The organism is Arthrobacter sp. DMZ02-1R (genome assembly GCF_057747935.1).
In genome coordinates this window covers 1,960,610-1,981,645 of sequence record NZ_CM173230.1, presented here as the reverse complement: position 1 = coordinate 1,981,645, position 21,036 = coordinate 1,960,610, and the positions used below count along the sequence as shown (strand labels likewise).

Here is a 21,036-nt window from a genome sequence, read left to right as displayed (position 1 = left end):
GATTTCGATTACTACAAGCCAACACCCTTTGGGCGTGGGCTTCAAGCCATTGTCCCGCGTTCCACCATATTCCGCGCCCCAGCCACGCCTGCAGCCAGGGCAATAGCTGTGACCACAGCTACTCCTGCATACGATGTAACAGCTTGAGTGTGACATACAACGCCTTCGCGGCAGCACGGCTACGCATCGCGGCTCGTACAAAGCTACAGTGGCCAGTGAAGACTTTGGCTGCAGGGCAACCGCCCGCCGCGAATAGCGCAGCTTGAGCTCAAGAGAACCTGCCCGGCGCACATGACCGGGCTGTTGTAACCGATATGTCGCACACGCCGCGTTCATGACGGGCAGTTACCCTGCCGGACCTGAGGCGACGATGAATGCGCCAAAAGAGAGGTTGGACGTGGCTGCAGGAGAAGAGACCTCACACATCCTTAGCGGGTTGACTTCCCAGCTGCCTGATCGTGATCCGGAAGAGACTGCCGAGTGGGTTGAGTCTTTGGATGCGTTGATCAGGGAGCAGGGCACGGAGCGGGCGCAGTTCATCATGCGAAGCCTGCTTCAGCGGGCGGGGTCCCAGTCGGTGGGGGTGCCGATGGTGACGACCACCGATTACGTGAACACGATCCCGGCGGACCAGGAGCCGGTGTTCCCGGGCAACGAGGAGTTCGAGCGCCGGTACCGGGCGTACATGCGCTGGAACGCGGCCGTGATGGTGCACCGGGCGCAGCGGGCGGACATCGGGGTGGGCGGGCACATCTCGACCTATGCCGGGGCCGCGACCCTGTACGAGGTCGGCTTCAACCATTTCTTCCGCGGCAAGGACCACCCCTCGGGCGGGGACCAGGTGTTCTTCCAGGGACACGCGTCCCCGGGCATGTACGCGAGGGCGTTCATGGAGGGCCGGCTGAGCGAGGAGGATTTGGACGGGTTCCGGCAGGAAAAGTCCAGACAGGGCCATGCCCTGTCCTCGTACCCGCACCCGCGCCTGATGCCCGCGTTCTGGGAATTCCCGACCGTGTCCATGGGCATCGGCCCGATGAACGCGATCTACCAGGCCCAGTCCAACCGCTACCTGCACGACCGGGGGCTGAAGGACACTTCCGGCCAGCAGGTCTGGGCGTTTCTGGGCGACGGGGAAATGGACGAGCCCGAGTCCCGCGGCCTGCTCCAGCTCGCCGCGAACGAGAACCTGGACAACCTGAACTTCGTGATCAACTGCAACCTCCAGCGCCTGGACGGGCCCGTGCGGGGCAACGGGAAGATCATGCAGGAACTGGAGGCGTTCTTCCGCGGCGCGGGCTGGAACGTCATCAAGGTCGTCTGGGGCCGGGAATGGGATGACCTGCTGGCCCGGGACACCGACGGGTCCCTGGTGAAGATCATGAACGAGACCGTGGACGGGGACTACCAGACCTACAAGGCCGAGTCCGGCGGGTTCGTGCGCGAACACTTCTTCGGCAAGACCCCGGCCACCAAGGACCTGGTCGCGGACCTGGACGACAACCAGATCTGGGGCCTCAAACGCGGCGGCCACGACTACCGCAAGGTCTACGCCGCGTACAAGGCCGCGGCCGAGTTCAAGGGCAAACCCACCGTGATCCTGGCCAAGACCGTCAAGGGCTACGGGCTCGGACCCCACTTCGAGGGCCGCAACGCGACCCACCAGATGAAGAAACTCACCATGGCAGACCTCAAGGCCTTCCGGGACCACCTGCGCATCCCCATCACCGACGAACAACTCGACACGGACCTGTACCGGCCCCCGTACTACCACCCCGGCATGGACGCCCCGGAAATCCGGTACATGATGGACCGCCGCGCCGCCCTGGGCGGGCCCGTCCCCGAACGCCGTTCCACCCACACCCCCGTGGTGCTGCCCGAGGAGAAATCCTACGAGGTCGCCAAACGCGGCTCCGGTAAACAGCAGGCCGCCACCACCATGGCCTTCGTGAGGCTCCTGAAGGACCTCATGCGGGACAAGAACTTCGGCGCCCGCTTCGTCCCGGTCGTCCCGGACGAGTCCCGGACCTTCGGCATGGACGCGTTCTTCCCCACCGCGAAGATCTACAACCCCAAGGGCCAGAACTACCTCTCCGTGGACCGGGACCTCGTCCTGGCCTACAAGGAATCCCCCATGGGCCAGCTCATCCACCCCGGCATCAACGAAGCCGGCGCCGTCGCCGCGTTCACCGCCGCCGGCACCGCGTACGCCACCCACGGCGAACCCCTCGTGCCGATCTACGTGTTCTACTCCATGTTCGGCTTCCAACGCACCGGCGACGCCTTCTGGGCCGCCGCGGACCAGATGACCCGCGGCTTCATCATCGGCGCCACCGCCGGACGGACCACCCTCACCGGCGAAGGACTCCAGCACGCCGACGGCCACTCCCCCATCCTGGCCTCCACCAACCCCGCCGTGCTCACCTACGACCCCGCCTACGGCTACGAAATCGGCCACATCATCCGCGACGGACTCCAACGCATGTACGGGGAACACTCCGAGGACCGGAACCTCATGTACTACCTCACCGTCTACAACGAACCCATCACCCAGCCCGCGGAACCGGAAAACCTCGACACCGAAGGCCTCCTCAAAGGCATCTACCTGCTCGCCCCGGCCGAGCCCGAGGACCGGGACACCAAGGGACCCCGCGCACAGATCCTCGCCTCCGGCGTCTCCGTCCCCTGGGCCCTGGACGCCCAGAAACTCCTCGCCGGCGACTGGGGCGTCTCCGCCGACGTCTGGTCCGTGACCTCCTGGAACGAACTCCGACGCGACGGACTCGCCGCCGAAGAACACGCCTTCCTCAACCCCGGCGAACAACCCCGCACCCCCTTCATCGCCCGGCAACTCGCCGGCGCCACCGGACCCGTCATCGCCGTCACCGACTACATGAAAGCCGTCCCGGACCAGATCCGCCAATTCATCCCCAACGAATTCGCCTCCCTCGGCGCCGACGGCTTCGGCTTCTCCGACACCCGCCAAGCCGCCCGCCGCTACTTCAAAAACGACACCCACTCCATCGTCGTAAAAGCCCTGCAACTACTCGCCCGCCGCGGCGAAGTGGATGCCCAAGCTCCGGCCCAGGCAATCGAGAAGTACCGTCTTCTCGATGTCAACGCCGGAACCACCGGCGGTGCAGGCGGCGAAAGCTAAGCCTCGAGCGAAGCGAATCAAAGTCACCAGGCCACGACGGCGGTCCACACCGAAAGGTGCGGGCCGCCGTCGGGCTTTAACAATCTCCGCACAACGCTACGCGGCCCGGCCACTCGCGTGACCCACACCAAACGCAGTTGTAGCCTTCGCACAAATGGAGCTTGTGGATGATGCGCCGTATGCTCAAGGAATGGCAGAGCCGATTCAAACCCCCGCGAAACGCAAAGCGGCTGCGCGCGCGTTAACACCCGAAAAGGCGGAGACCCTGAAGCGGCTCCGCGCCAATGTGGGGCAACTGTCCACCACCACCATGCGCAAGCTCGAGAAATCACTGCCTTGGTACAGCCGGTTGAGCTCCGACGAACGTTCAGCGCTGGGCTTGGTTGCCCAAAACGGAATCGCGGCTTTCGTAACGTGGTACGAACGGCCCAGCTCGCCGTCGTGGATCCTGACGGATGTCTTCGGAAATGCTCCCACCGAGCTGACACGCTCCATCAGCCTGCAAAAAGCCCTCCAGTTGATCCGGATCGTGGTTGAGGTAGTGGAGGACCAAGTGCCCGTGATCGCGCCTGAAGCCGACCAGCCATCCTTGCGCGAAGCGGTCCTGCGCTATTCACGGGAGGTGGCTTTCGCGGCCGCGGACGTCTACGCCCGGGCCGCGGAATCCCGCGGTTCCTGGGACACCCGGCTTGAGGCCCTGATTGTCGACGCAATCCTCCGCGGCGAGAACACCGATGCCCTTCGCTCACGCATTGCAGCCCTCGGTTGGAAGGCCCAGGAACGCTTCACCGTGATGGTGGGAAACTCGCCGTCGGAACCGAGCGCAAGCTATGTGAGCGAGTTGCGCCGGACTGCCGGACGCTACTCAGAGGATGCTTTGGTTGGCATCCAGGGCGATCGCCTCATCCTTATTCTGGGTGGTGTGCAGGACCGCGATACCGCCTATTTGAGGCTCAGCGAACTGTTCGCCCCTGGCGCGGTGGTCTATGGGCCGGAGGCTGGCTCCCTGCTGGAGGCAAGCAGCTCTGCGCAAGCAGCCTTTGCAGGGCTCACCGCGGCCAAAGCCTGGCCCTCGGCGCCGCGACCGGTGGCCGCCGACGACCTGCTCCCGGAACGCGTAGTCTCCGGCGACGACGCCGCGCGCCGTTCCCTCATCAAGAACATCTACCGGCCGCTGCTGGCCGCCTCCAACGGGCTCGTTGAGACGCTGGGCACCTATTTGGAGCTCGGCCATTCCCTCGAAGCAACCGCCCGCGAGCTGTTCGTCCATGCAAACACTGTGCGGTATCGTCTCAAGCGCGTCTGCGACGTCACAGGGTGGGATCCGCTCCTTCCCCGGGAGGCTTTTGTGCTCCAAACTGCCCTGGTTGTGGGCAGGCTTTCGGCTCAGCCAAAGGCGACGTCGGAGCGTCACGGGACCCGATCCGCGGGTTGAACCGTTGTAGACTTCCTACAAACTGACCCAGTGAGCTTGGTGTACGCAAACACCAGTAGTTCGCGCGGCAATTTGGAAAGCTGGTTACGTGCTTGCAATCGTCTGCCCTGGACAGGGCTCCCAGACCCCTGGATTTTTGGCCCCTTGGCTGGAGCTCCCTTCCGTAGAAGGCCATTTGGCCTCCCTGAGCGAAATCGCAGGCATCGACCTCAAGGCCCACGGCACCACCTCCGATGAGGAAACCATCAAGGACACCGCGATCGCGCAGCCTTTGATCGTCGCCGCCGGACTCGTGGCAGCGAAGTCGCTGTTCGACGTCGAGCTCAGCACCCTTCCGATCGTTTTGGCCGGGCACTCGGTCGGTGAGATCACTGCCGCGGCACTCGCGGGTGTCCTCAGCGAGGCAGAAGCCATGACGTTCGTCCGCGAGCGTGCCAACAACATGGCGGCCGCCGCGGCCGTCACCCCCACCGGGATGAGCGCCATCGTCGGCGGGGACCCGGCTGAGGTTCTTTCTGCGATTGCGGCCGCGGGCGCAACACCCGCGAACGTCAACGGCGCCGGGCAAACCGTTGCCGCGGGCACCTTCGAACAACTTCAAGCCCTCGCTGACAACCCGCCTGCCAAGGCCAGGGTCATCCCGCTGAAGGTCGCCGGGGCGTTCCACACCTCCCACATGGCTCCGGCCGTGAATGCGCTTGAAGCACTCCGGCCTTCGCTCAAGCCGCAGGCGCCCACGGTTCCCTTGCTCTCGAACTTCGACGGCCAGGAAGTCACGGACGGCGGCGCCGCCGTCGAAAGCCTGATCGCCCAGGTCTCACGCCCGGTGCGCTGGGATCTCTGCATGGAGAACCTGGTCCAGCGAGGCGTCACGGGACTCATCGAACTGGCGCCGGCCGGCACCCTGGCAGGGCTCGCCAAGCGTGGCATGCCAGGCGTCAAAACAGTTGCTGTCAAGACCCCGGACGACTTGTCCGCGGCACTTGCCCTTTTCGCGGAACTGGAAGGAGAAGCATGAGCGCCCCCGTACTCAAGCAGGCACCGGCCCGCGATTACTCACGCATCGTAGGCATCGGGGCATACCGCCCGGACATCATCGTCACCAATGACGACGTCTGCCAGTGGATCGACTCGTCGGACGAATGGATCCGCCAGCGCACCGGAATCGTGACCCGTCACCGTGCAGCTGCCAGTGTCAGCGTCATCGATATGGCCGAGGGAGCGGCCCGCGAGGCACTCAAGCGAGCGGGCATCGAGGCTTCGCAGCTGGGCGCCGTGATCGTTTCCACCGTCACCCACCCGTACGCCACACCGTCCGCAGCTGCCGCGCTCACCGACCGCTTGGGCGCCACCCCGGCACCGGCGTATGACATCTCCGCGGCTTGCGCGGGCTACTGCTACGGCATTGCCCAGGGCGATGCCCTGGTCCGCTCGGGCGCAGCAGAATACGTTTTGGTGGTAGGAGCCGAAAAGCTCTCGGACGTCATCGACAACCACGAGCGAACCATCTCCTTCCTCCTCGGCGACGGAGCCGGCGCAGTGGTCATCGGTCCGTCCGATACGCCCGGTATTGCCCCTTCCGTCTGGGGCTCGGATGGAAGCAAGTGGAACGCGATCGGCATGACGCATTCCCTCGACGAGGTCCGTACTCTTGGCGAGACTGCCCGCCATTCGGATGAATCCGATGATCAGGCCATTATTTCCGCAGCACAGGATGTTTGGCCGACGCTCCGCCAGGACGGCCAGACGGTCTTCCGCTGGGCTGTCTGGGAAATGGCGAAGGTTGCCCAGCAAGCCCTCGACGCCGCCGGGATAGAAGCCTCGGATCTTGCGGCCTTTGTCCCCCACCAAGCGAACATGCGGATCATCGATGAAATGGTCAAGAAGCTCAAGCTCCCTGAGACCGTTCTGGTTGCGCGCGATATCGCGGATGCCGGCAACACCTCTGCCGCTTCCATTCCGCTGGCCACGCACCGTCTTTTGCAAGAGAACCCCGGACTCAGCGGCGGCCTCTCCTTGCAGATCGGATTCGGTGCCGGCTTGGTGTTTGGTGCCCAGGTAATCGTTCTTCCGTAGTTTGGACAGCTTCACCCCAATTGAATAGTTCTTTGAAACCCAGACCGTATCCGCGGTTTGCCCCCATTTCCGGCAGCAGCCGGCACAACAAGAAAAGGAGCCAACAATGGCTAGCAACGAAGAAATCCTGGCCGGCCTGGCTGAAATCGTGAACGAAGAGACCGGCCTCGCCACCGACGCCGTCGAGCTGGACAAGTCCTTCACCGAGGACCTGGACATCGACTCCATCTCCATGATGACCATCGTCGTCAACGCTGAAGAGAAGTTCGGCGTCCGTATTCCGGACGAAGAGGTCAAGAACCTGAAGACCGTCGGCGACGCCGTCAACTTCATCTCTAACGCACAGGCCTAGCCTGGCCTCAACTGTGCCGGACTTCGGGTGCGCCCTGTTGCATCCGAAGCCCGGCACAGCTGCTTTATCTCCCAGAGTTTTTTCCTGCCGCCCAGTGAGAACAGCAATTGGGTTGGCTGATCCGACAGAGAGTGATCGCATGGCACGCAAAGTAGTCATAACCGGTCTGGGCGCCACAACGCCCATCGGCGGCGACGTCCCCACGATGTGGAAGAACGCGCTCAAAGGGGTCTCCGGTGCCCACACACTCGAGGACGAGTGGGTTGCCAAGTATGACCTTCCGGTCCACTTTGCCGCCCGGTGCTCGACGCCGGCACTCGAGGTTCTGAGCCGCGTTGAAGCCAAGCGCATGGATCCGTCCACGCAGTTCGGCGTCATCGCAGCACGCGAAGCCTGGGCAGATTCCGGCATCACCGAAATCGACCACGATCGCCTTGCCGTGGCTTTCGCCACCGGCATCGGCGGCGTCTGGACGCTCTTGGACGCTTGGGACACCCTGAAGGAAAAAGGCCCCCGCCGGGTACTGCCCATGACGGTCCCCATGCTCATGCCGAACGGCGTCGCCGCTGCAGTCAGCCTTGACCTTGGCGCCCGCGCCGGTGCGCACACCCCTGTTTCTGCTTGCGCGTCCGGCACCGAAGCAATGCATCTCGGCCTTGAGCTCATCCGCTCGGGCAAGGCCGACGTCGTTGTCTGTGGTGGCGCAGAAGCCGCCATCCACCCGATGCCCCTTGCCGCGTTCTCCTCGATGCAGGCGCTCTCCCGACGTAATGACGATCCCGAGCACGCTTCGCGGCCATACGACCGCGACCGCGACGGCTTTGTCATGGGTGAAGGCGCGGGCGCCCTTGTCCTGGAAGCCGAAGAACACGCCATCGCCCGCGGTGCCCGCATCTACGCTGAGCTCGCCGGTACGTCAGTCACGGCAGACGCTTACCACATCACTGCTCCGGACCCGGAGGGCTTGGGCGCTACCCGCGCTTTGAAGGCTGCCATGTTCGATGGTCGGATCCAGCCCGAGGACGTAGTGCACGTCAACGCCCACGCTACGTCAACGCCGGTGGGCGACAAGCCCGAGTACACGGCGCTCCGTGCCGCCCTGGGCGCGCACGTCGACAATGTGGCGGTCTCTGCCACCAAGTCCCAGATGGGCCACCTGTTGGGTGCTTCAGGGGCCGTGGAAGCCGTACTGACGGTGCTCGCGGTCTACGAACGCCAGGCTCCGTTGACCATCAACCTCGAAAACCAGGATCCGGAGATCCCGCTCGACGTCGTCACTTCAGCTCGCAAGCTGCCTGCCGGTGACATCGTTGCGTTGAGCAACTCCTTCGGCTTCGGCGGCCACAACGCCGTCATCGCCGTCCGCAACGTCTGACATCTTCCTGCCGGTTCGGCGCACAATCGCGCACAAGAGGAGGGCCCCACCACGGTGGGGCCCTCCTCTTTGCTATGGAAATGCTGTCTTTGCTCCTTCGCGCCGGCGCCTGGGCCGCGGGGATTACCGGCGGGGCTTAGCCCACCTGGTGGAGCCAGCGGACAGGCGCGCCTTCGGCAGCGTGGCGGAAAGGCTCGAGTTCTTCGTCCCAAGCCTCGCCGAGCGCCAAGGAAAGCTCGTGATACACAGCCGCAGGGTCCCCCGCTGCCGACTCATAGGCGTAGCGAATGCGGTCCTCGGTCACCATGATGTTGCCGTGTACATCCGTGACGGCATGGAAAATGCCGAGCTCCGGTGTGTGGGACCAACGCGCACCGTCCACGCCTTGGCTGGGCTCCTCGGTGACTTCGTAGCGAAGGTGCGCCCATCCACGCAAGGCCGACGCCAGTTGCGCGCCGGTTCCCGGGACTCCCGCCCATGACAACTCGGCGCGGAACATTCCGGGCGCGGCCGGTTGAGGGGTCCACTCTAGGTCGGTCCGCTTGTCAACGACCGATCCGATGGCCCACTCAACGTGAGGGCACAACGCGGTAGGGGCCGAGTGCACAAACAAGACACCGCGGGTTGTTGCAACAGACATTCCATCCTCCATAGCTGTAGGTACGTCTTCCCCAACGACCTCTGCCTGGATGAAAAGTTTGCTGCGCGCGTGCCGAGCTGTTCCGGTTCCCTAGCCTTCTATGATTTTTTCCACAGCGGAAAACATTCAAGTTCAAGTTGAAAGTTCCCCGACATTGCTTTCATTTTGCCGTACGGACCGGAATTACGCCAGTGCGATTCCCGGATACACCGATTTCGCCTCCGCAGGGGCTCTTTAGACCGCTGCAGGGTTTCTCCAGACGGCGTTCTTTCAGGCACGCGGATGGGCCTGTTGATAGCTCTTGCGGAGCCGGTCCACCGACACGTGCGTGTAGATCTGGGTTGTTGCGAGACTGCTGTGTCCAAGTATCTCCTGAACCGCGCGCAGATCCGCACCGCCGTCGAGCAAATGGGTGGCAGCTGTGTGGCGCAGGGCGTGGGGCCCTGTTGCCGCGGTATCCCCAAGCGCCGCCAGGAGGTCATTTACCACGCTGCGTGCCTGGCGTTGATCGATCCGGTTGCCCCTCGAACTGAGAAACAGCGCCGGCCCGCTCCGCTCGGTAACTAGCCGCGGACGGCCGCGACGGAGCCAGTCGTCGACGGCGAGCGCAGCCGGGACCCCGTAAGGGACGGTACGTTCCTTATTGCCTTTGCCGAGCACGCGAAGGGTCCGACGATCAGGGTCGAGATCGTCGATGTCGAGACCGGCCAGTTCGCCGACGCGGATTCCCGTGGCGTAGAGGAGTTCGACAACGGCACGGTTACGCAGCGGCATCGGGGAACCATCCGCGGCCGCCTCGGTGAGGTTTTCGAAGATCCTGGCGACTTGCTGTTGGTGAAGCACTCCGGGGAGAGTGCGATCCCGTTTGGGGGCTTGGAGGCGGAGAGCCGGGTCCGATGCAATCAGTTCCTCCCTCAAAGCCCAAGAGGTGAATGCCCGGGCCGTGGCGGCATGCCGGGCCAGAGTCGCTCTCGACCTGCCAGCTTCGCTCTGTGCACCCAACCAGCGACGTAGAGTGCCAAGTTCCAGAGCCGCGAGCTCCCCCACGCCCTCCGAGGCGGCAAAGCCCAGTAAGTTCTCGACATCCGCGATGTACGCCCTCACAGTGTGAGCCGATCTGGCCCGTTCGCCCTCCAGGTAACGCCGGAAGTCCCGAACAGGCCCGGCGAGTGCTGGGGGGAGCGGTTTCTCTTGCACCTCTCCACTGTGCCAGCCGAGGAGCTGTGAGGGTGGCATCGCCACGTTCCGGACCGAGAGCGGGATCCGGGTCGGCTGGATCCCGCTCGGCTGAATCCCGCTCAGCCCCGCACCGCCTCAACCGTTTGCTCACCCCCGCTTCCCTGACCTCTTCCAGGCGCCGCGCACCGATGCTGCCAGTCCCAACAATCCAAGCCGTCCAAGCCCTGCCCGCACCGACTCCGGGCTGAGTCCCGCAACCACGGCGAGCTTCTCCACTGAGCTAGTTGAACGGACTGGTAGGGCATCCAGCAGGATAAGGTCCTCGAGCGTGAGGCCATCATGGTCGGAAGGATCCGTTTCCTTGTCCTCGGCGAGCGCTTCACCGCTGGACCCCGCCAGTTCGGCAATCTCGCCGATATCCGTGACGCAAACAGCCCCGCCGTCCCTCAGAAGCCGGTGGCAGCCCGCCGAGTTGGCACTATGGATGGATCCCGGAACCGCGGCGACGGCCCTGCCTATGGATTCGGCATGATGGGCAGTATTCAGCGCGCCCGAACGCCAGCGTGCCTCCACCACAACCGTCACACCCGCCAAGGCGGCGATAATTCTGTTGCGCTGCAGGAACCTGTAACGGGTGGGCGCCGATCCGGGGGGAACCTCTGCGATGACTGAACCTTGATTTGCCACGGCCCGCAGCAAATCCTCATTCCCGGACGGGTAGTACCTGTCCACACCCCCCGCCATCACTGCGATGGTCGGCATGTCGTTAGTACCTCCGGTCAGCGCCCCACGATGGGCATGGGCATCTATTCCGTACGCACCTCCCGATACGACGGTATAGCCGCGCTGGCCCAGCCCGTACGCGAAGTCACCCGTTACTGAGGCCCCGTAACTCGTGCTGTCCCGAGAGCCGACAAGCGCGACCACCCGCTGCACGGGTGGAAACTCCAATTCGTGTCCTCGCCACCACAAACACAACGGTTCATGCAGGCCAAGGTCGGTCAACTGGGTGGGCCACATCGGGTCGCCGGGGATGATCATGCGGCCACCAAGGCGTTGCATCGTGGCTAGATCCCGTTCAGCTGCCAGATCCGGGATCCTTGGCGCCCACCGACGCAATGCGGGAGCCAATCCGGCCCCCGCTGGGGAAACCCCGTTGTCGTCAAGCACGGAAGCCACTTCCTGCTCAAGCTCGGGACCAGGCGCGAGCCCCCCGGTAGCTATCCTGAGAGCATCGACGGCTCCCGCGGCTTGCACCAACGCAAGTCCGGCTGCGTCTTGTGGCTCCATCAGCCTCGACAGCGCAGCCCGCGCCAGGCGTTCTTTCGTCCGGTTCGGGCTTCCGGTTCCATGCAAGGACGGAGCGGCGTGCGAGGGCGGTGTTTCGCAATGCGGCTGCGGGTGCTTCTCAGTCATGGCGTGTCCTTTCATGCGGCCGCAACCGCCTGCCGCAAGCCAAGGGCCTGCCCGATATCGTCGTTGTGGGGCCGGTCCCTGTGGCCTAGATCCGCAAGCGTCCACGCCAAGCGCAGGACGCGGTCGTAGCCTCTCGCGGTGAGGATTCCACGCTCCAGGGAGGTGTCCAGAATCTTTGTGGTCGAAGAAGGGAGGCGCAGTGCGCCGCGCAGCACACGCCCGGGAACTTGCGAGTTGGTTTCCATCCCGAATCTCGCCAGGCGTTCGCGTTGCCGTGCCCGGGCGGCATGGACTCTCCCTGCGACAGTAGCTGAGTCCTCCTCCGCGCCGGATTGGCCGAAGTCTGCGAGGGATACGCGTTCTACTTGAAGCTGGATGTCCACCCTGTCCAATAGCGGTCCTGACATGCGCCCGAAGTAGCGCCGCCGCATCAGTGGAGTGCAGGTGCAATCGACGCCCTTGCCGGTGGCTTTTCCGCACGGGCAAGGATTCGCTGCAAGGACCAGTTGGAAACGGGCAGGGTAAGCCGCGGTACCGGCCGAGCGGTGGATGACAAGTTCACCACTCTCCAATGGTTGCCGCAGGGCGTCCAGAACGCGGCGTTCGTACTCGGGCGCCTCGTCAAGGAACAAGACGCCACGATGGGCCCGGGATGCCGCTCCAGGCCGTGGCAAGCCAGAGCCACCGCCGATGATGGCTGCGGCCGTCGCACTATGGTGGGGGTTCTCAAAAGGTGGGCGGCGCAACAGCTGCACCGAGTCAACGTGGACAGCCGAAAGCGAGTGGATGGCGGTGACTTCCATGGCTTCCTGGTCGCCGAGATCCGGCAAGAGCCCCGGGAGCCGCTCTGCGAGCATGGTCTTACCGGCACCCGGTGGGCCGCACAGGAGCACATGGTGTGCCCCGGCCGCCGCAACCTCGAGGGCACGTCGGGCATCGCCTTGCCCAGAGACATCGCAAAGGTCTGGAACAACTCCGGCGCCTCGGTTGCCGTCTCCGCTGGCTTCACCATCCGCTGGATCGTAGTCCAGGGCCAGGTCCTGGGGATCGGCCCCGAAATCAAAGGCCAGACGGGCCAAGGTCTTGTAGCCACGAACCGCGGCCCCAGGAACCAGCTTCGCTTCTGCGACGTTCGCTTGGGCCACCACAATCTCACGGTGCCCCGCCTGCACTGCAGCCATGACCGCTGGCAGGATGCCGCGAACCGGCCTCAATCTGCCGTCCAGTCCCAACTCCGAGATGAAGACCGCGTCTTCGGTGGAACGGATGTCGCCAGCAGCCCGCAATACTGCCATGGTGATCGCGAGGTCGAACCCCGAACCACGCTTCGGCAGCGAGGCCGGAACCAGATTGGCAGTGATCTTTCGACGGCTCAGGGGGATGCCGGAATTCTGGGCGGCGGAGCGAATGCGTTCCTTGGCTTCGTTCAAGGACGCATCGGGCAACCCGAGGATCACGAAGTTCGGGAGGGTCTGGCCAATGTCTGCCTCGACCTCCACGATGTAGCCGTTCAGGCCCAGCAGCGCTACGGAGTAGCTTCGGCCCACGCCCATCTAGCCCACACCCCTGAGGTGTTCCAGCTTTGGTTCGCCTACGCCGTCGTCGATGACTCCTACGATGTCCACCCGGCGACGCAAGGCGCGCAGCTCGTGGTCCCGGCACCAAGACGAGGCCAAGCGGTGCAGCCGCGCAAGCTTGGCGTCATCAACGGCTTCGAAAGGATGCCCGTAGGCCAAGTTCTTCCGGGTCTTCACCTCGGCAATCACCAAGATGTCGCCGTCGAGCGCCACAATGTCGATCTCGCCCTCCGGGCATCTCCAATTGCGGTCGACAATGCGCATCCCCTGGGTTTCAAGGAACCCGGCTGCCAGCGTTTCACCGTGCTGGCCCAATAGGTCTTTGGCTTTCATAACCACCTCCGTTACCAGCGTGGAGGCGCGGAGAGTCCAAAGACAGGGAGGAGTTCGGCTATGTGGGAAACTCCGTCAGAGGGATGGTGTGGAGGAGAAGTTGTCGAGCTCTCCTAGTTGGCCAGCTTCCTAGTTGCCAAGGTTGCCGAGATCACCTAGGTCGCCGTCTTTCGGCAGGGAAAGTTCCTCGCTCCGGGGCAATTCTTCGACGTTGACGTCCTTGAACGTGATCACCCGGACGTTCTTGACGAAACGGGCCGAACGGTAGACGTCCCAAACCCAGGCATCTTGGAGCGTCAGGTCAAAATAGACCTCGCCGTCGGCACTGCGGGCTTGCAGGTCGACGTGGTTTGCCAGATAGAACCGGCGCTCGGTCTCGACAACGTAGCTGAACAACCCGACGACATCACGGTATTCGCGGTAGAGCTGAAGCTCCATGTCGGTTTCGTAGTTCTCAAGATCCTCGGCACTCATAGTTCCATCTTGCACCATGGAGCGGGCACACGCCGCAACGCTGGCACGGCCAGCGTCCGCCACAGGGAAAAGCGATCGCTAGAGCAGGTTCCAACTGGTCCGATGGTACCGAGTGGGCCCCAAGGAACGGATGGCTTCCCGGTGCGAGGAAGTGCCGTAGCCCTTGTTCTCGTTCCAACCGAAGGCCGGATATTCCTCGTGGAGATCAAGCATGATGCGGTCCCTGGCTACTTTGGCCAGCACGCTGGCGGCTGCCACGCTGAGACAGCTCATGTCCGCTTTCACCCGCGTGTGCACCGGGGCCTCACAGGCGGGCCCCGAAGGCTCGGCGTCGAACAACGAACCTTGGCTTTGCGGAGAGAGCCAGTTGTGGCTCCCGTCCAGCAGGACCAGGTCTGGACGCACGCCCGCAGCGAGGATCTCGAACCATGCCCGTGTTCCGGCAAGGCGCAGGGCACCCACAATTCCCAGCGCATCGATCTCCGCCGAACTTGCGTGGCCCACTGCGGAGCCAACCGCCCATTCGCGTACCAGCGGTTCCAATCGCTCACGGTCTTCGGGCTTCAGCAGCTTGCTGTCGCGGACATCGGCGAGCAAACCGTGGTCCCGGAGGTCGACGACGGCGATCCCCACCGACACCGGGCCGGCGAGGGCTCCGCGGCCTACTTCATCCACGCCGGCCAGGAGCGTGACTCCCTGGGCCAGGAAACCCCGTTCGACCTCGAGGGTCGGAAAGCCGGCGGGCTGTTTGGGCTTGGTCCCCGCGGGCGCCATCATTTGCTCGCTGGAGCCGTGGGCGAGGCCGTGTTCTGCGGCAACGGCGCGGGGACGGTGCGGAAGACCTCGGAGTGGTTGTCGAGGATCTGCCAACGGTTGATGGGCCACGCAATAACGGCGGCTTTACCCTCCACGTCGGCGGTGTTGATGAACCCGCCATTGACAGCTTGGTGTTCGCGGGAGTCTGCCGAGTTATTACGGTTATCGCCCATAACCCAAATTTTCCCCTCCGGGACCACCACATCGAAAGACTTGGCCATCGGAACCTGGGCCGGGTTGATGTAGCTTTCGTTGAGAACCGTGCCGTTGACGCTGACCCTCGCGGAACTGTCACAGCACGAGACCCTGTCCCCTGGCAGGCCGATCACACGCTTGACGAGGTGCTGATTGGTCTCATCCGGGAGCAGGCCGACAAAGACCAGGCCATCCTGGAACCACTTGAACGGGCCGGGCGCCGTCTTCTGCGTGGGCGGCAGCCATCCCTGAGCGTCCTTGAAGACCACTATGTCGCCACGTTCCAGCGCAAACGGCTTCGGGACGAGCAGGTTGACGAAAATCCGATCGTCAACGTCGAGGGTGTTGACCATGGACTCTGAAGGGATGAAGAAAGCACGGAACAGGAATGTCTTAATCAGGAAGGACAACACGACGGCGATGACCACTACGGTGCCGATTTCCTTGAGCCAACTGAGGAACGGACTGCCATGGGTCTTGGCGACGGCATCGGACTCATCGGTTTCGTCGGCGGCCCGCCGCGCGGCCCGGCGAGGAGACTCCGGTCCATCCGGCAGCGCCGCCGCTTGGACAGCCGGCCATGAGGAGGCCGGGCCGGCGTCGCCCCCTGCAAGCTCCCTGGCTGGAGCGGACGGTCCGTCCAGGAGCCGGGCGTCGTCGTCGTGCCGTTCTGGCTTCCCGGGAGTTGTCTCCGGCATCTACTGTCCGTTCTTCGAGGTTGTACCGGCCTGCGCAGGGCGAGGCAGTTCTGCAAATCTATCAAGCGGCCAGATGATCCGGACCGGACGGCCGACGACACGCTCCAGCGGCACCATTCCTCCACCGGGTGCGCCCAGAAGACTACGCGAATCGGCCGATCGTGAACGGTGGTCCCCCATGAGCCACAATCGGTCATTGGGGACGATGACGTCGAATTTCTGCTCGCTCGGCGTGTCGCCGGGATACAGATAGCGTTCCTCAAGCGGCTGACCGTTGACTGTGAGTTTGCCATCGGTGCCGCAACAGACAACGTGGTCTCCGGGAAGTCCGATGACACGCTTGACGTAAGTGGTGTCACTTCCCGTCAATCCCAGCCAATGGCCCACGGCGGCCACCGCGTCGTCAAATGGGCCTTTGCCGCTGTTGAGCGGGGCAAAAGTGCCCCTGCCGTCGAAGACCACGATGTCTCCGCGGCGGATGGGATCTGCGGAATAATCGGACCTCGACACAAGGATGCGATCTCCGGTGCCTAGGAGCGGCTCCATGGACTCAGAGGGAATGAAGTAGACGTCGATCCACAAGGATCGGACTAGCCCGCTGATCGCCACGGCCAGGACAAATGCGAGCAAAACAAAACGCCAGCCCTGTTTCCGGGGCTGGCGTTTTGCGTGGTCCATGATTCGTTTCCTGTTGCGTTGCGGATTTCTCCGGCACAGGCCGGACACGAATCCAGGACCCACTTTTGGTCGAAGACCTACTTGCCGGTGGCGAAGTCGCGCTTTTCCTTGATCTTCGCAGCCTTACCGCGCAGTGCACGCATGTAGTAGAGCTTGGCGCGGCGGACGTCACCCTTGGTGACGACCTCGATCTTGTCGATGATCGGGGAGTGCACCGGGAAGGTACGCTCTACGCCGACGCCGAAGGAGACCTTGCGGACGGTGAAGGTTTCGCGAACACCGTCACCCTGGCGGCCCAGGACGAAGCCCTGGAAAACCTGGACACGGGAGTTCTTGCCTTCGATGATGTTCACGTGAACCTTGATGGTGTCACCCGCGCGGAACTCGGGAACATCGTTACGCAGCGAAGCTGCATCTACGTTATCGAGGATATGCATTAATCCACTCCTGGTGAACGCCACAGGTCATCCACTTTGGGTCACGGCGGGCAAGCCCGGGGCGCGTGGCCGTCCGGAAATTACCGCCGAAGATTTTCAAAGTCCAGCACCACCACTGATTGGTGGTTCCGGGTTGTCAGGCTGTTGGCTACGCTCCCCCTGTGGCAGGCGCGAACCCAGTAGACACAAGGGTTAATTCTGCCATACCCCGGGAGTTCCGGCCAATCCCGCGGATGCGGTCCGGTTTTCCCGGTCCAGTCGCGGCGAGCACTGCCCGACGGCGGCAGGCTCAGGCCGGGCCGTCGTCCTCAGGGCGGTGCCGCAACTGGCCGTTGACGACGTCGTACCCCAGTTCCCCGAAAGCGGTGCGGTCCGCGCGGGTCAGGCGGCCGGCGTCGAACCCTGCCAGCAGATCCGGGCGGCGTTCCGCCGTGCGGCGGAACTGCTCGTGGCGACGCCACTGGGCGATCTTGCCGTGATTGCCGCTCAAGAGGACGGCAGGCACGTCACGATCGCGCCATGATGAGGGCTTCGTATAGACCGGGTACTCCAACAGGCCGTCCGAATGAGATTCCTCCACCAGGGATTCGGGGTTCCCGACGACGCCTGGAAGCAACCGCCCGATCGCCTCGACCATGGCCAGGACTGCGACCTCGCCGCCGTTGAGGACATAATCGCCCAGGCTGACCGGACGGACCCTGAAGTGTTCGGCTGCCCACTCCATGACGCGTTCGTCGATGCCTTCATAGCGGCCGCAAGCGAAAACGAGCTGTTCTTCCTCGGCGAGCTCATAAGCAATGGATTGGTCGAAGCGCTCCCCCGCCGGCGACGGGACAATCAGGACCGGCTTCTTCGCGGACTCGTCCTGCGAAGGATCCCCTTCAGCCGCCGCACTTTCGCCTGCAGCAAGCCGCGCAACGGCAATGGACTCCAAGGCCTGGGCCCAAGGCTCGGGCTTCATGACCATTCCTGCCCCGCCACCGTAAGGAGTGTCGTCCACGGTGCGGTGCTTGTCCGTGGTGAAGGTCCGTAGGTCATGGACATTCAGTTCCAGGAGGCCATCCTGGCGAGCCTTGCCTATGAGGGAAAGTTCAAGGGGCGCCAGGTACTCCGGAAAGATGCTGACGACGTCGATGCGCATCTAGGCATCGTCCTTGTCTTCGGTGTCCTCGGCATCGTCGTCGGCGGATGAGTCCGTGTTCAGCTCGAAGAGGCCCGGCGGAGGCGTGAGCAGCACGTAGCCGTCCTCGACGTTGACCTCGGGGACGATCTCTTCGACGAAGGGCACCAGGATTTCCTTGCCATCCGCGTCTTCAATCACCAGCAGGTCCTGGACGGGCATGGTGTTGAGTGCGGTCACCTTGCCCACGGTCTGGGAGCCGACACGGACTTCAAGGCCGACGAGTTCGTGTTCGTACCAGCCCTCGTCGTCGTCCTCGTCCAGTTCTTCCGTCTCGATGAAGAGCTTCGCGCCGCGGATTTCCTCGGCCTGGTTGCGGGTGGAGATCCCCTCGAATCCGAGCAGGAGGATGTCTTTGTTCCACCGGGCGCTGCTGATGGTCAAAGGACCGGCTTTTGCGGGCTCCACCACGAATTCGGTCCCGGGGACAAAACGATCGCCGGGCGCGTCAGTGAGCACCTGGACGGTGACTTCGCCACGGATTCCGTGGGGCTTGCCGATTCGGGCAACCTGGAGCTGCATGGGATTCCTCTGATTTCTTCGCTGGGACCGGACTCGGGACCAATGCTGGAGTTTGGTCGTAAAACAATCCGGCCCCTCCACCATAATCTGGTGAAGGGGCCGGATCTAAGACAAGTATTGCTGGGCGCGTTACCGGCGACGGTCGGTGTCGACGACGTCGACCCTGACCTGCTCGCCGCCTGCCAATGCCGCAATCACCGTGCGCAAAGCGCGTGCGGTGCGGCCCTGGCGTCCGATTACCCGTCCGAGGTCGTCCTGGTGAACACGTACCTCGAGGGATTCCCCGCGGCGGTTGTTCTTGGCACTGACCTTGACATCCTCAGGGCTGTCAACGATCCCACGGACCAGGTGCTCGAGCGCTTCTGCCAGCAATTTACTCAGCCTCGGTGGTCTCTGCTTCAGCGTCAGCGGGAGCTTCAGTTGCTTCCGACTGCTTGGCCTTCTTGGTGATGGCTTCCGGGATGATGACGGAACCCTTCTCCGGAGCAACGAAAGCAGGCTTGGCGACCTTGGTCTTCAGCGTACCTTCCTGGCCCGGGAGACCCTTGAACTTCTGCCAGTCACCGGTGATCTTGAGGATCGCAGCAACCTGCTCGGTCGGCTGGGCGCCGACGGACAGCCAGTACTGTGCACGCTCGGAGGCGACCTCGATGTACGAGGGCTCTTCGGTGGGGTGGTACTTGCCGATCTCTTCGATCGCACGGCCATCGCGCTTGGAGCGGGAGTCCATGACGACGATGCGGTAGTACGGTGCGCGCATCTTACCGAAGCGCTTAAGGCGAATCTTTACGGCCACTTTTGTGGTCACTCCTGTTTCTGAAACGGGGTTGAGCCCGTCGTTCTGCACCCGTGGGGCGGGCCATACTTGAGGGTTCGAAGGACAAGATGCACACACGGAGAGAGGGGCCGCGCGGATCGAGTACCTGTCCATTGTGCCAGATGGCCGACGGTATTTCGAACTACGTGCCCGTGTGGCGGGTTTCCTGCGGAATTAATGCTCGGCTGACCAGACGTAAAGGCCAGCGCGCTCGGCATTTTCGACGTCGCTGGCAAGTGCCGCCAACTGCTGGACATAAAGGCGGGACTGCTGGGCATCGAAGGGCATATCCTCTTGGGCTGCCCAGCGCTCGGCGACGTCGTCCAGGACGCTGCCTTCACCCTCAGTCTCGTAGCTGAGAAGTTCGGACAACGCACGCACCATGGCTTCGGGAACACCGAGCAGCGCGTCACTGGTCACATCCACCAGGGCCAACTCGTAGTCAGCGCCGGCGGCGTGCACGGCAGTGCCGGCCAGGTCGCCCAGCTGTTCGACTTCGAAATCGCTGATTCCCGGGATCCGTACCGCGGCCCCGGAAACGTCGCTGCCCTTCTCCAGGGCAGCGGCCCTCTTGAGTGCTTCATCGTGGGTGGCAACAAAGATTTCAGCAAAGCCCATGGAAACTACCCTCATTCATTCGTGCCGACGGAGCTGCGGCGTGGCCGAAAAGATGCGCCACGCCGTCGAGCCCAAGTCTAACGGCAGAGCGGAGCGAGGTTGGGGAGCAGTTGGACGCTAGCGGACGGCGACGCGCAGCCGGTTCCGCCACGGGTCCTCGAAGCGCAACTCCAGCCCGGTGTGGTGGGACGCAATACCGGCAACCTTGAGGCGGTCGGCGAGCGCGCCGACGTCGTCCCCTGACGGCACTTCGATCACAACCTCGCCCAGACCCAGCGTGTCCTTACGGGGGCCCGCGCCACGGCTGTTCCAGACATTCATCGCCATGTGGTGGTGGTAGCCGCCTGCGGAGACGAACAACGCTTGCCCGTGCCAACCGGCGGTCTTCTCGAAGCCCAAGGTATCAACGTAGAAATCGTGGGCGGTCTGCACGTCGCCTACTTGGAGGTGGACGTGCCCGACGCCGGCGCCCGCCTCGTGCTGGCCGATCACCGCTGCTTCGCTAAGGTACTGCTGGAGGTAGCGCTGCGGCGGGAGGGGCAGGCTGTCCATGACAACCGAACTGCCATTCCATTCCCAGCCTTCGCGGGGCTTGTCATAGTAGAGCTCGATGCCGTTGCCCTCGGGATCGGTGAAGTAGAAGGCCTCACTTACCAGGTGGTCGGCACTGCCGACGAATGCGTGGGGCTCGTACTGCGCGGCGGAGGCAACGGTGGCGGCGAGCGAGGACTGGTCCTCGAAGAGCAAAGCTGTGTGGAAGAGTCCAGCTTCTCGGCGGCCCGGGATCTGGAGTCCGGAGGCCGGGGCCAAGTGCACCAGCGGCTTGCCGAGCCTGCCGAAGTAGAGTCCGCCGTCCTGTTCGGCGACGACGTCCAGCCCGAGGGCCCGCTGGTAGTAGTCGCTCATGAGCTTCATGTCCCCCACCTTGAGCATCACCGTACCCATGGTGAGTTCGGCAGGAAGGAGATCCTGGCTGGATGTGATGGTCATGTGAAACTCCCGGCTTTTTGTGGCGCCGCCCTTCGGCAACCTCTATCTATCTAAATTACTTGAAGCTTCAATTT

At 63.6% G+C, this 21,036-nt stretch carries 22 protein-coding genes; 6 read left to right on the top strand and 16 right to left on the bottom strand.

Annotated features, from left to right (window positions below; genetic code table 11):
- Positions 1-370: 370 nt before the first annotated feature.
- The 6 genes from aceE (at position 371) to fabF (ending at position 8,392) form a co-directional block, all read left to right on the top strand.
- Complete coding sequence (gene aceE / locus AC3ANQ_RS09705) at positions 371-3,154, top strand: pyruvate dehydrogenase (acetyl-transferring), homodimeric type (protein ID WP_488304877.1); 2,784 nt, start codon at positions 371-373, stop codon at positions 3,152-3,154.
- Positions 3,155-3,344: 190 nt separating this feature from the next.
- Positions 3,345-4,589, top strand: a complete 1,245-nt coding sequence (locus tag AC3ANQ_RS09700) for a PucR family transcriptional regulator (RefSeq protein ID WP_488304876.1) — start codon at positions 3,345-3,347, stop codon at positions 4,587-4,589.
- A gap of 88 nt (positions 4,590-4,677) precedes the next feature.
- Positions 4,678-5,607: an ACP S-malonyltransferase gene (locus AC3ANQ_RS09695; protein ID WP_488304875.1), complete on the top strand. Its 930-nt coding sequence runs from the start codon at positions 4,678-4,680 to the stop codon at positions 5,605-5,607.
- Positions 5,604-6,665, top strand: coding sequence for a beta-ketoacyl-ACP synthase III (locus AC3ANQ_RS09690; protein WP_488304874.1), 1,062 nt, complete (start codon positions 5,604-5,606; stop codon positions 6,663-6,665). The genes AC3ANQ_RS09695 and AC3ANQ_RS09690 overlap by 4 nt, the downstream gene beginning before the upstream one ends.
- Before the next feature lie 106 nt (positions 6,666-6,771).
- Complete coding sequence (locus AC3ANQ_RS09685; RefSeq protein ID WP_184737393.1) at positions 6,772-7,017, top strand: acyl carrier protein; 246 nt, start codon at positions 6,772-6,774, stop codon at positions 7,015-7,017.
- Between the two features lie 139 nt (positions 7,018-7,156).
- On the top strand, positions 7,157-8,392 hold the full coding sequence (gene fabF, locus AC3ANQ_RS09680; protein ID WP_488304873.1) for a beta-ketoacyl-ACP synthase II: 1,236 nt from the start codon (positions 7,157-7,159) through the stop codon (positions 8,390-8,392).
- A 136-nt stretch (positions 8,393-8,528) separates the two neighbouring features.
- On the opposite strand, the gene AC3ANQ_RS09675 is transcribed toward fabF, so the two are convergent.
- The 16 genes from AC3ANQ_RS09675 to AC3ANQ_RS09600 all read right to left on the bottom strand — a co-directional run bounded on the left by AC3ANQ_RS09675 (position 8,529) and on the right by AC3ANQ_RS09600 (position 20,962).
- Positions 8,529-9,032, bottom strand: a complete 504-nt coding sequence (locus tag AC3ANQ_RS09675) for a DUF3145 domain-containing protein (RefSeq protein WP_265980849.1) — start codon at positions 9,030-9,032, stop codon at positions 8,529-8,531.
- Positions 9,033-9,302: 270 nt separating this feature from the next.
- Positions 9,303-10,268: a tyrosine recombinase XerC gene (locus tag AC3ANQ_RS09670; protein WP_488304872.1), complete on the bottom strand. Its 966-nt coding sequence runs from the start codon at positions 10,266-10,268 to the stop codon at positions 9,303-9,305.
- 90 nt (positions 10,269-10,358) lie between these two features.
- Complete coding sequence (dprA, locus tag AC3ANQ_RS09665; RefSeq protein ID WP_488305292.1) at positions 10,359-11,501, bottom strand: DNA-processing protein DprA; 1,143 nt, start codon at positions 11,499-11,501, stop codon at positions 10,359-10,361.
- Positions 11,502-11,638: 137 nt separating this feature from the next.
- Entirely contained in the window at positions 11,639-13,180 is a 1,542-nt protein-coding gene (locus AC3ANQ_RS09660) for a YifB family Mg chelatase-like AAA ATPase (protein WP_488304871.1), read from the bottom strand.
- The gene (locus AC3ANQ_RS09655) at positions 13,181-13,537 is read right to left on the bottom strand and encodes a YraN family protein (RefSeq protein ID WP_488304870.1); all 357 of its coding nucleotides are present in this window, start codon (positions 13,535-13,537) and stop codon (positions 13,181-13,183) included. It abuts the gene before it with no gap.
- Between the two features lie 129 nt (positions 13,538-13,666).
- Positions 13,667-14,011: a DUF2469 domain-containing protein gene (locus AC3ANQ_RS09650; protein ID WP_059387678.1), complete on the bottom strand. Its 345-nt coding sequence runs from the start codon at positions 14,009-14,011 to the stop codon at positions 13,667-13,669.
- A 78-nt stretch (positions 14,012-14,089) separates the two neighbouring features.
- Positions 14,090-14,788 (bottom strand): ribonuclease HII, encoded by a 699-nt coding sequence (gene rnhB / locus AC3ANQ_RS09645; protein WP_488304869.1) that lies wholly within the window; start codon positions 14,786-14,788, stop codon positions 14,090-14,092.
- Positions 14,785-15,720: a signal peptidase I gene (gene lepB, locus AC3ANQ_RS09640; protein WP_488304868.1), complete on the bottom strand. Its 936-nt coding sequence runs from the start codon at positions 15,718-15,720 to the stop codon at positions 14,785-14,787. Before lepB (AC3ANQ_RS09640) ends, rnhB begins: the two co-directional genes overlap by 4 nt.
- Positions 15,721-16,398 carry a signal peptidase I gene (lepB, locus tag AC3ANQ_RS09635; protein ID WP_488304867.1) on the bottom strand — a complete coding sequence of 226 codons (678 nt, stop codon included), beginning with the start codon at positions 16,396-16,398 and terminating at the stop codon, positions 15,721-15,723.
- A gap of 77 nt (positions 16,399-16,475) precedes the next feature.
- On the bottom strand, positions 16,476-16,835 hold the full coding sequence (gene rplS, locus AC3ANQ_RS09630; RefSeq protein WP_234752061.1) for a 50S ribosomal protein L19: 360 nt from the start codon (positions 16,833-16,835) through the stop codon (positions 16,476-16,478).
- 289 nt (positions 16,836-17,124) lie between these two features.
- The gene (gene trmD, locus AC3ANQ_RS09625) at positions 17,125-17,976 is read right to left on the bottom strand and encodes a tRNA (guanosine(37)-N1)-methyltransferase TrmD (protein ID WP_488304866.1); all 852 of its coding nucleotides are present in this window, start codon (positions 17,974-17,976) and stop codon (positions 17,125-17,127) included.
- Positions 17,977-18,537, bottom strand: a complete 561-nt coding sequence (gene rimM / locus AC3ANQ_RS09620) for a ribosome maturation factor RimM (protein ID WP_488304865.1) — start codon at positions 18,535-18,537, stop codon at positions 17,977-17,979. It abuts the gene before it with no gap.
- A gap of 129 nt (positions 18,538-18,666) precedes the next feature.
- On the bottom strand, positions 18,667-18,909 hold the full coding sequence (locus tag AC3ANQ_RS09615; RefSeq protein ID WP_028267532.1) for an RNA-binding protein: 243 nt from the start codon (positions 18,907-18,909) through the stop codon (positions 18,667-18,669).
- Between the two features lies 1 nt (position 18,910).
- Positions 18,911-19,333 carry a 30S ribosomal protein S16 gene (gene rpsP / locus AC3ANQ_RS09610; protein WP_184737373.1) on the bottom strand — a complete coding sequence of 141 codons (423 nt, stop codon included), beginning with the start codon at positions 19,331-19,333 and terminating at the stop codon, positions 18,911-18,913.
- Between the two features lie 195 nt (positions 19,334-19,528).
- Positions 19,529-19,972, bottom strand: a complete 444-nt coding sequence (locus AC3ANQ_RS09605) for a hypothetical protein (protein ID WP_488304864.1) — start codon at positions 19,970-19,972, stop codon at positions 19,529-19,531.
- Between the two features lie 117 nt (positions 19,973-20,089).
- Positions 20,090-20,962 carry a VOC family protein gene (locus AC3ANQ_RS09600; protein WP_488304863.1) on the bottom strand — a complete coding sequence of 291 codons (873 nt, stop codon included), beginning with the start codon at positions 20,960-20,962 and terminating at the stop codon, positions 20,090-20,092.
- Positions 20,963-21,036 lie beyond the last annotated feature (74 nt).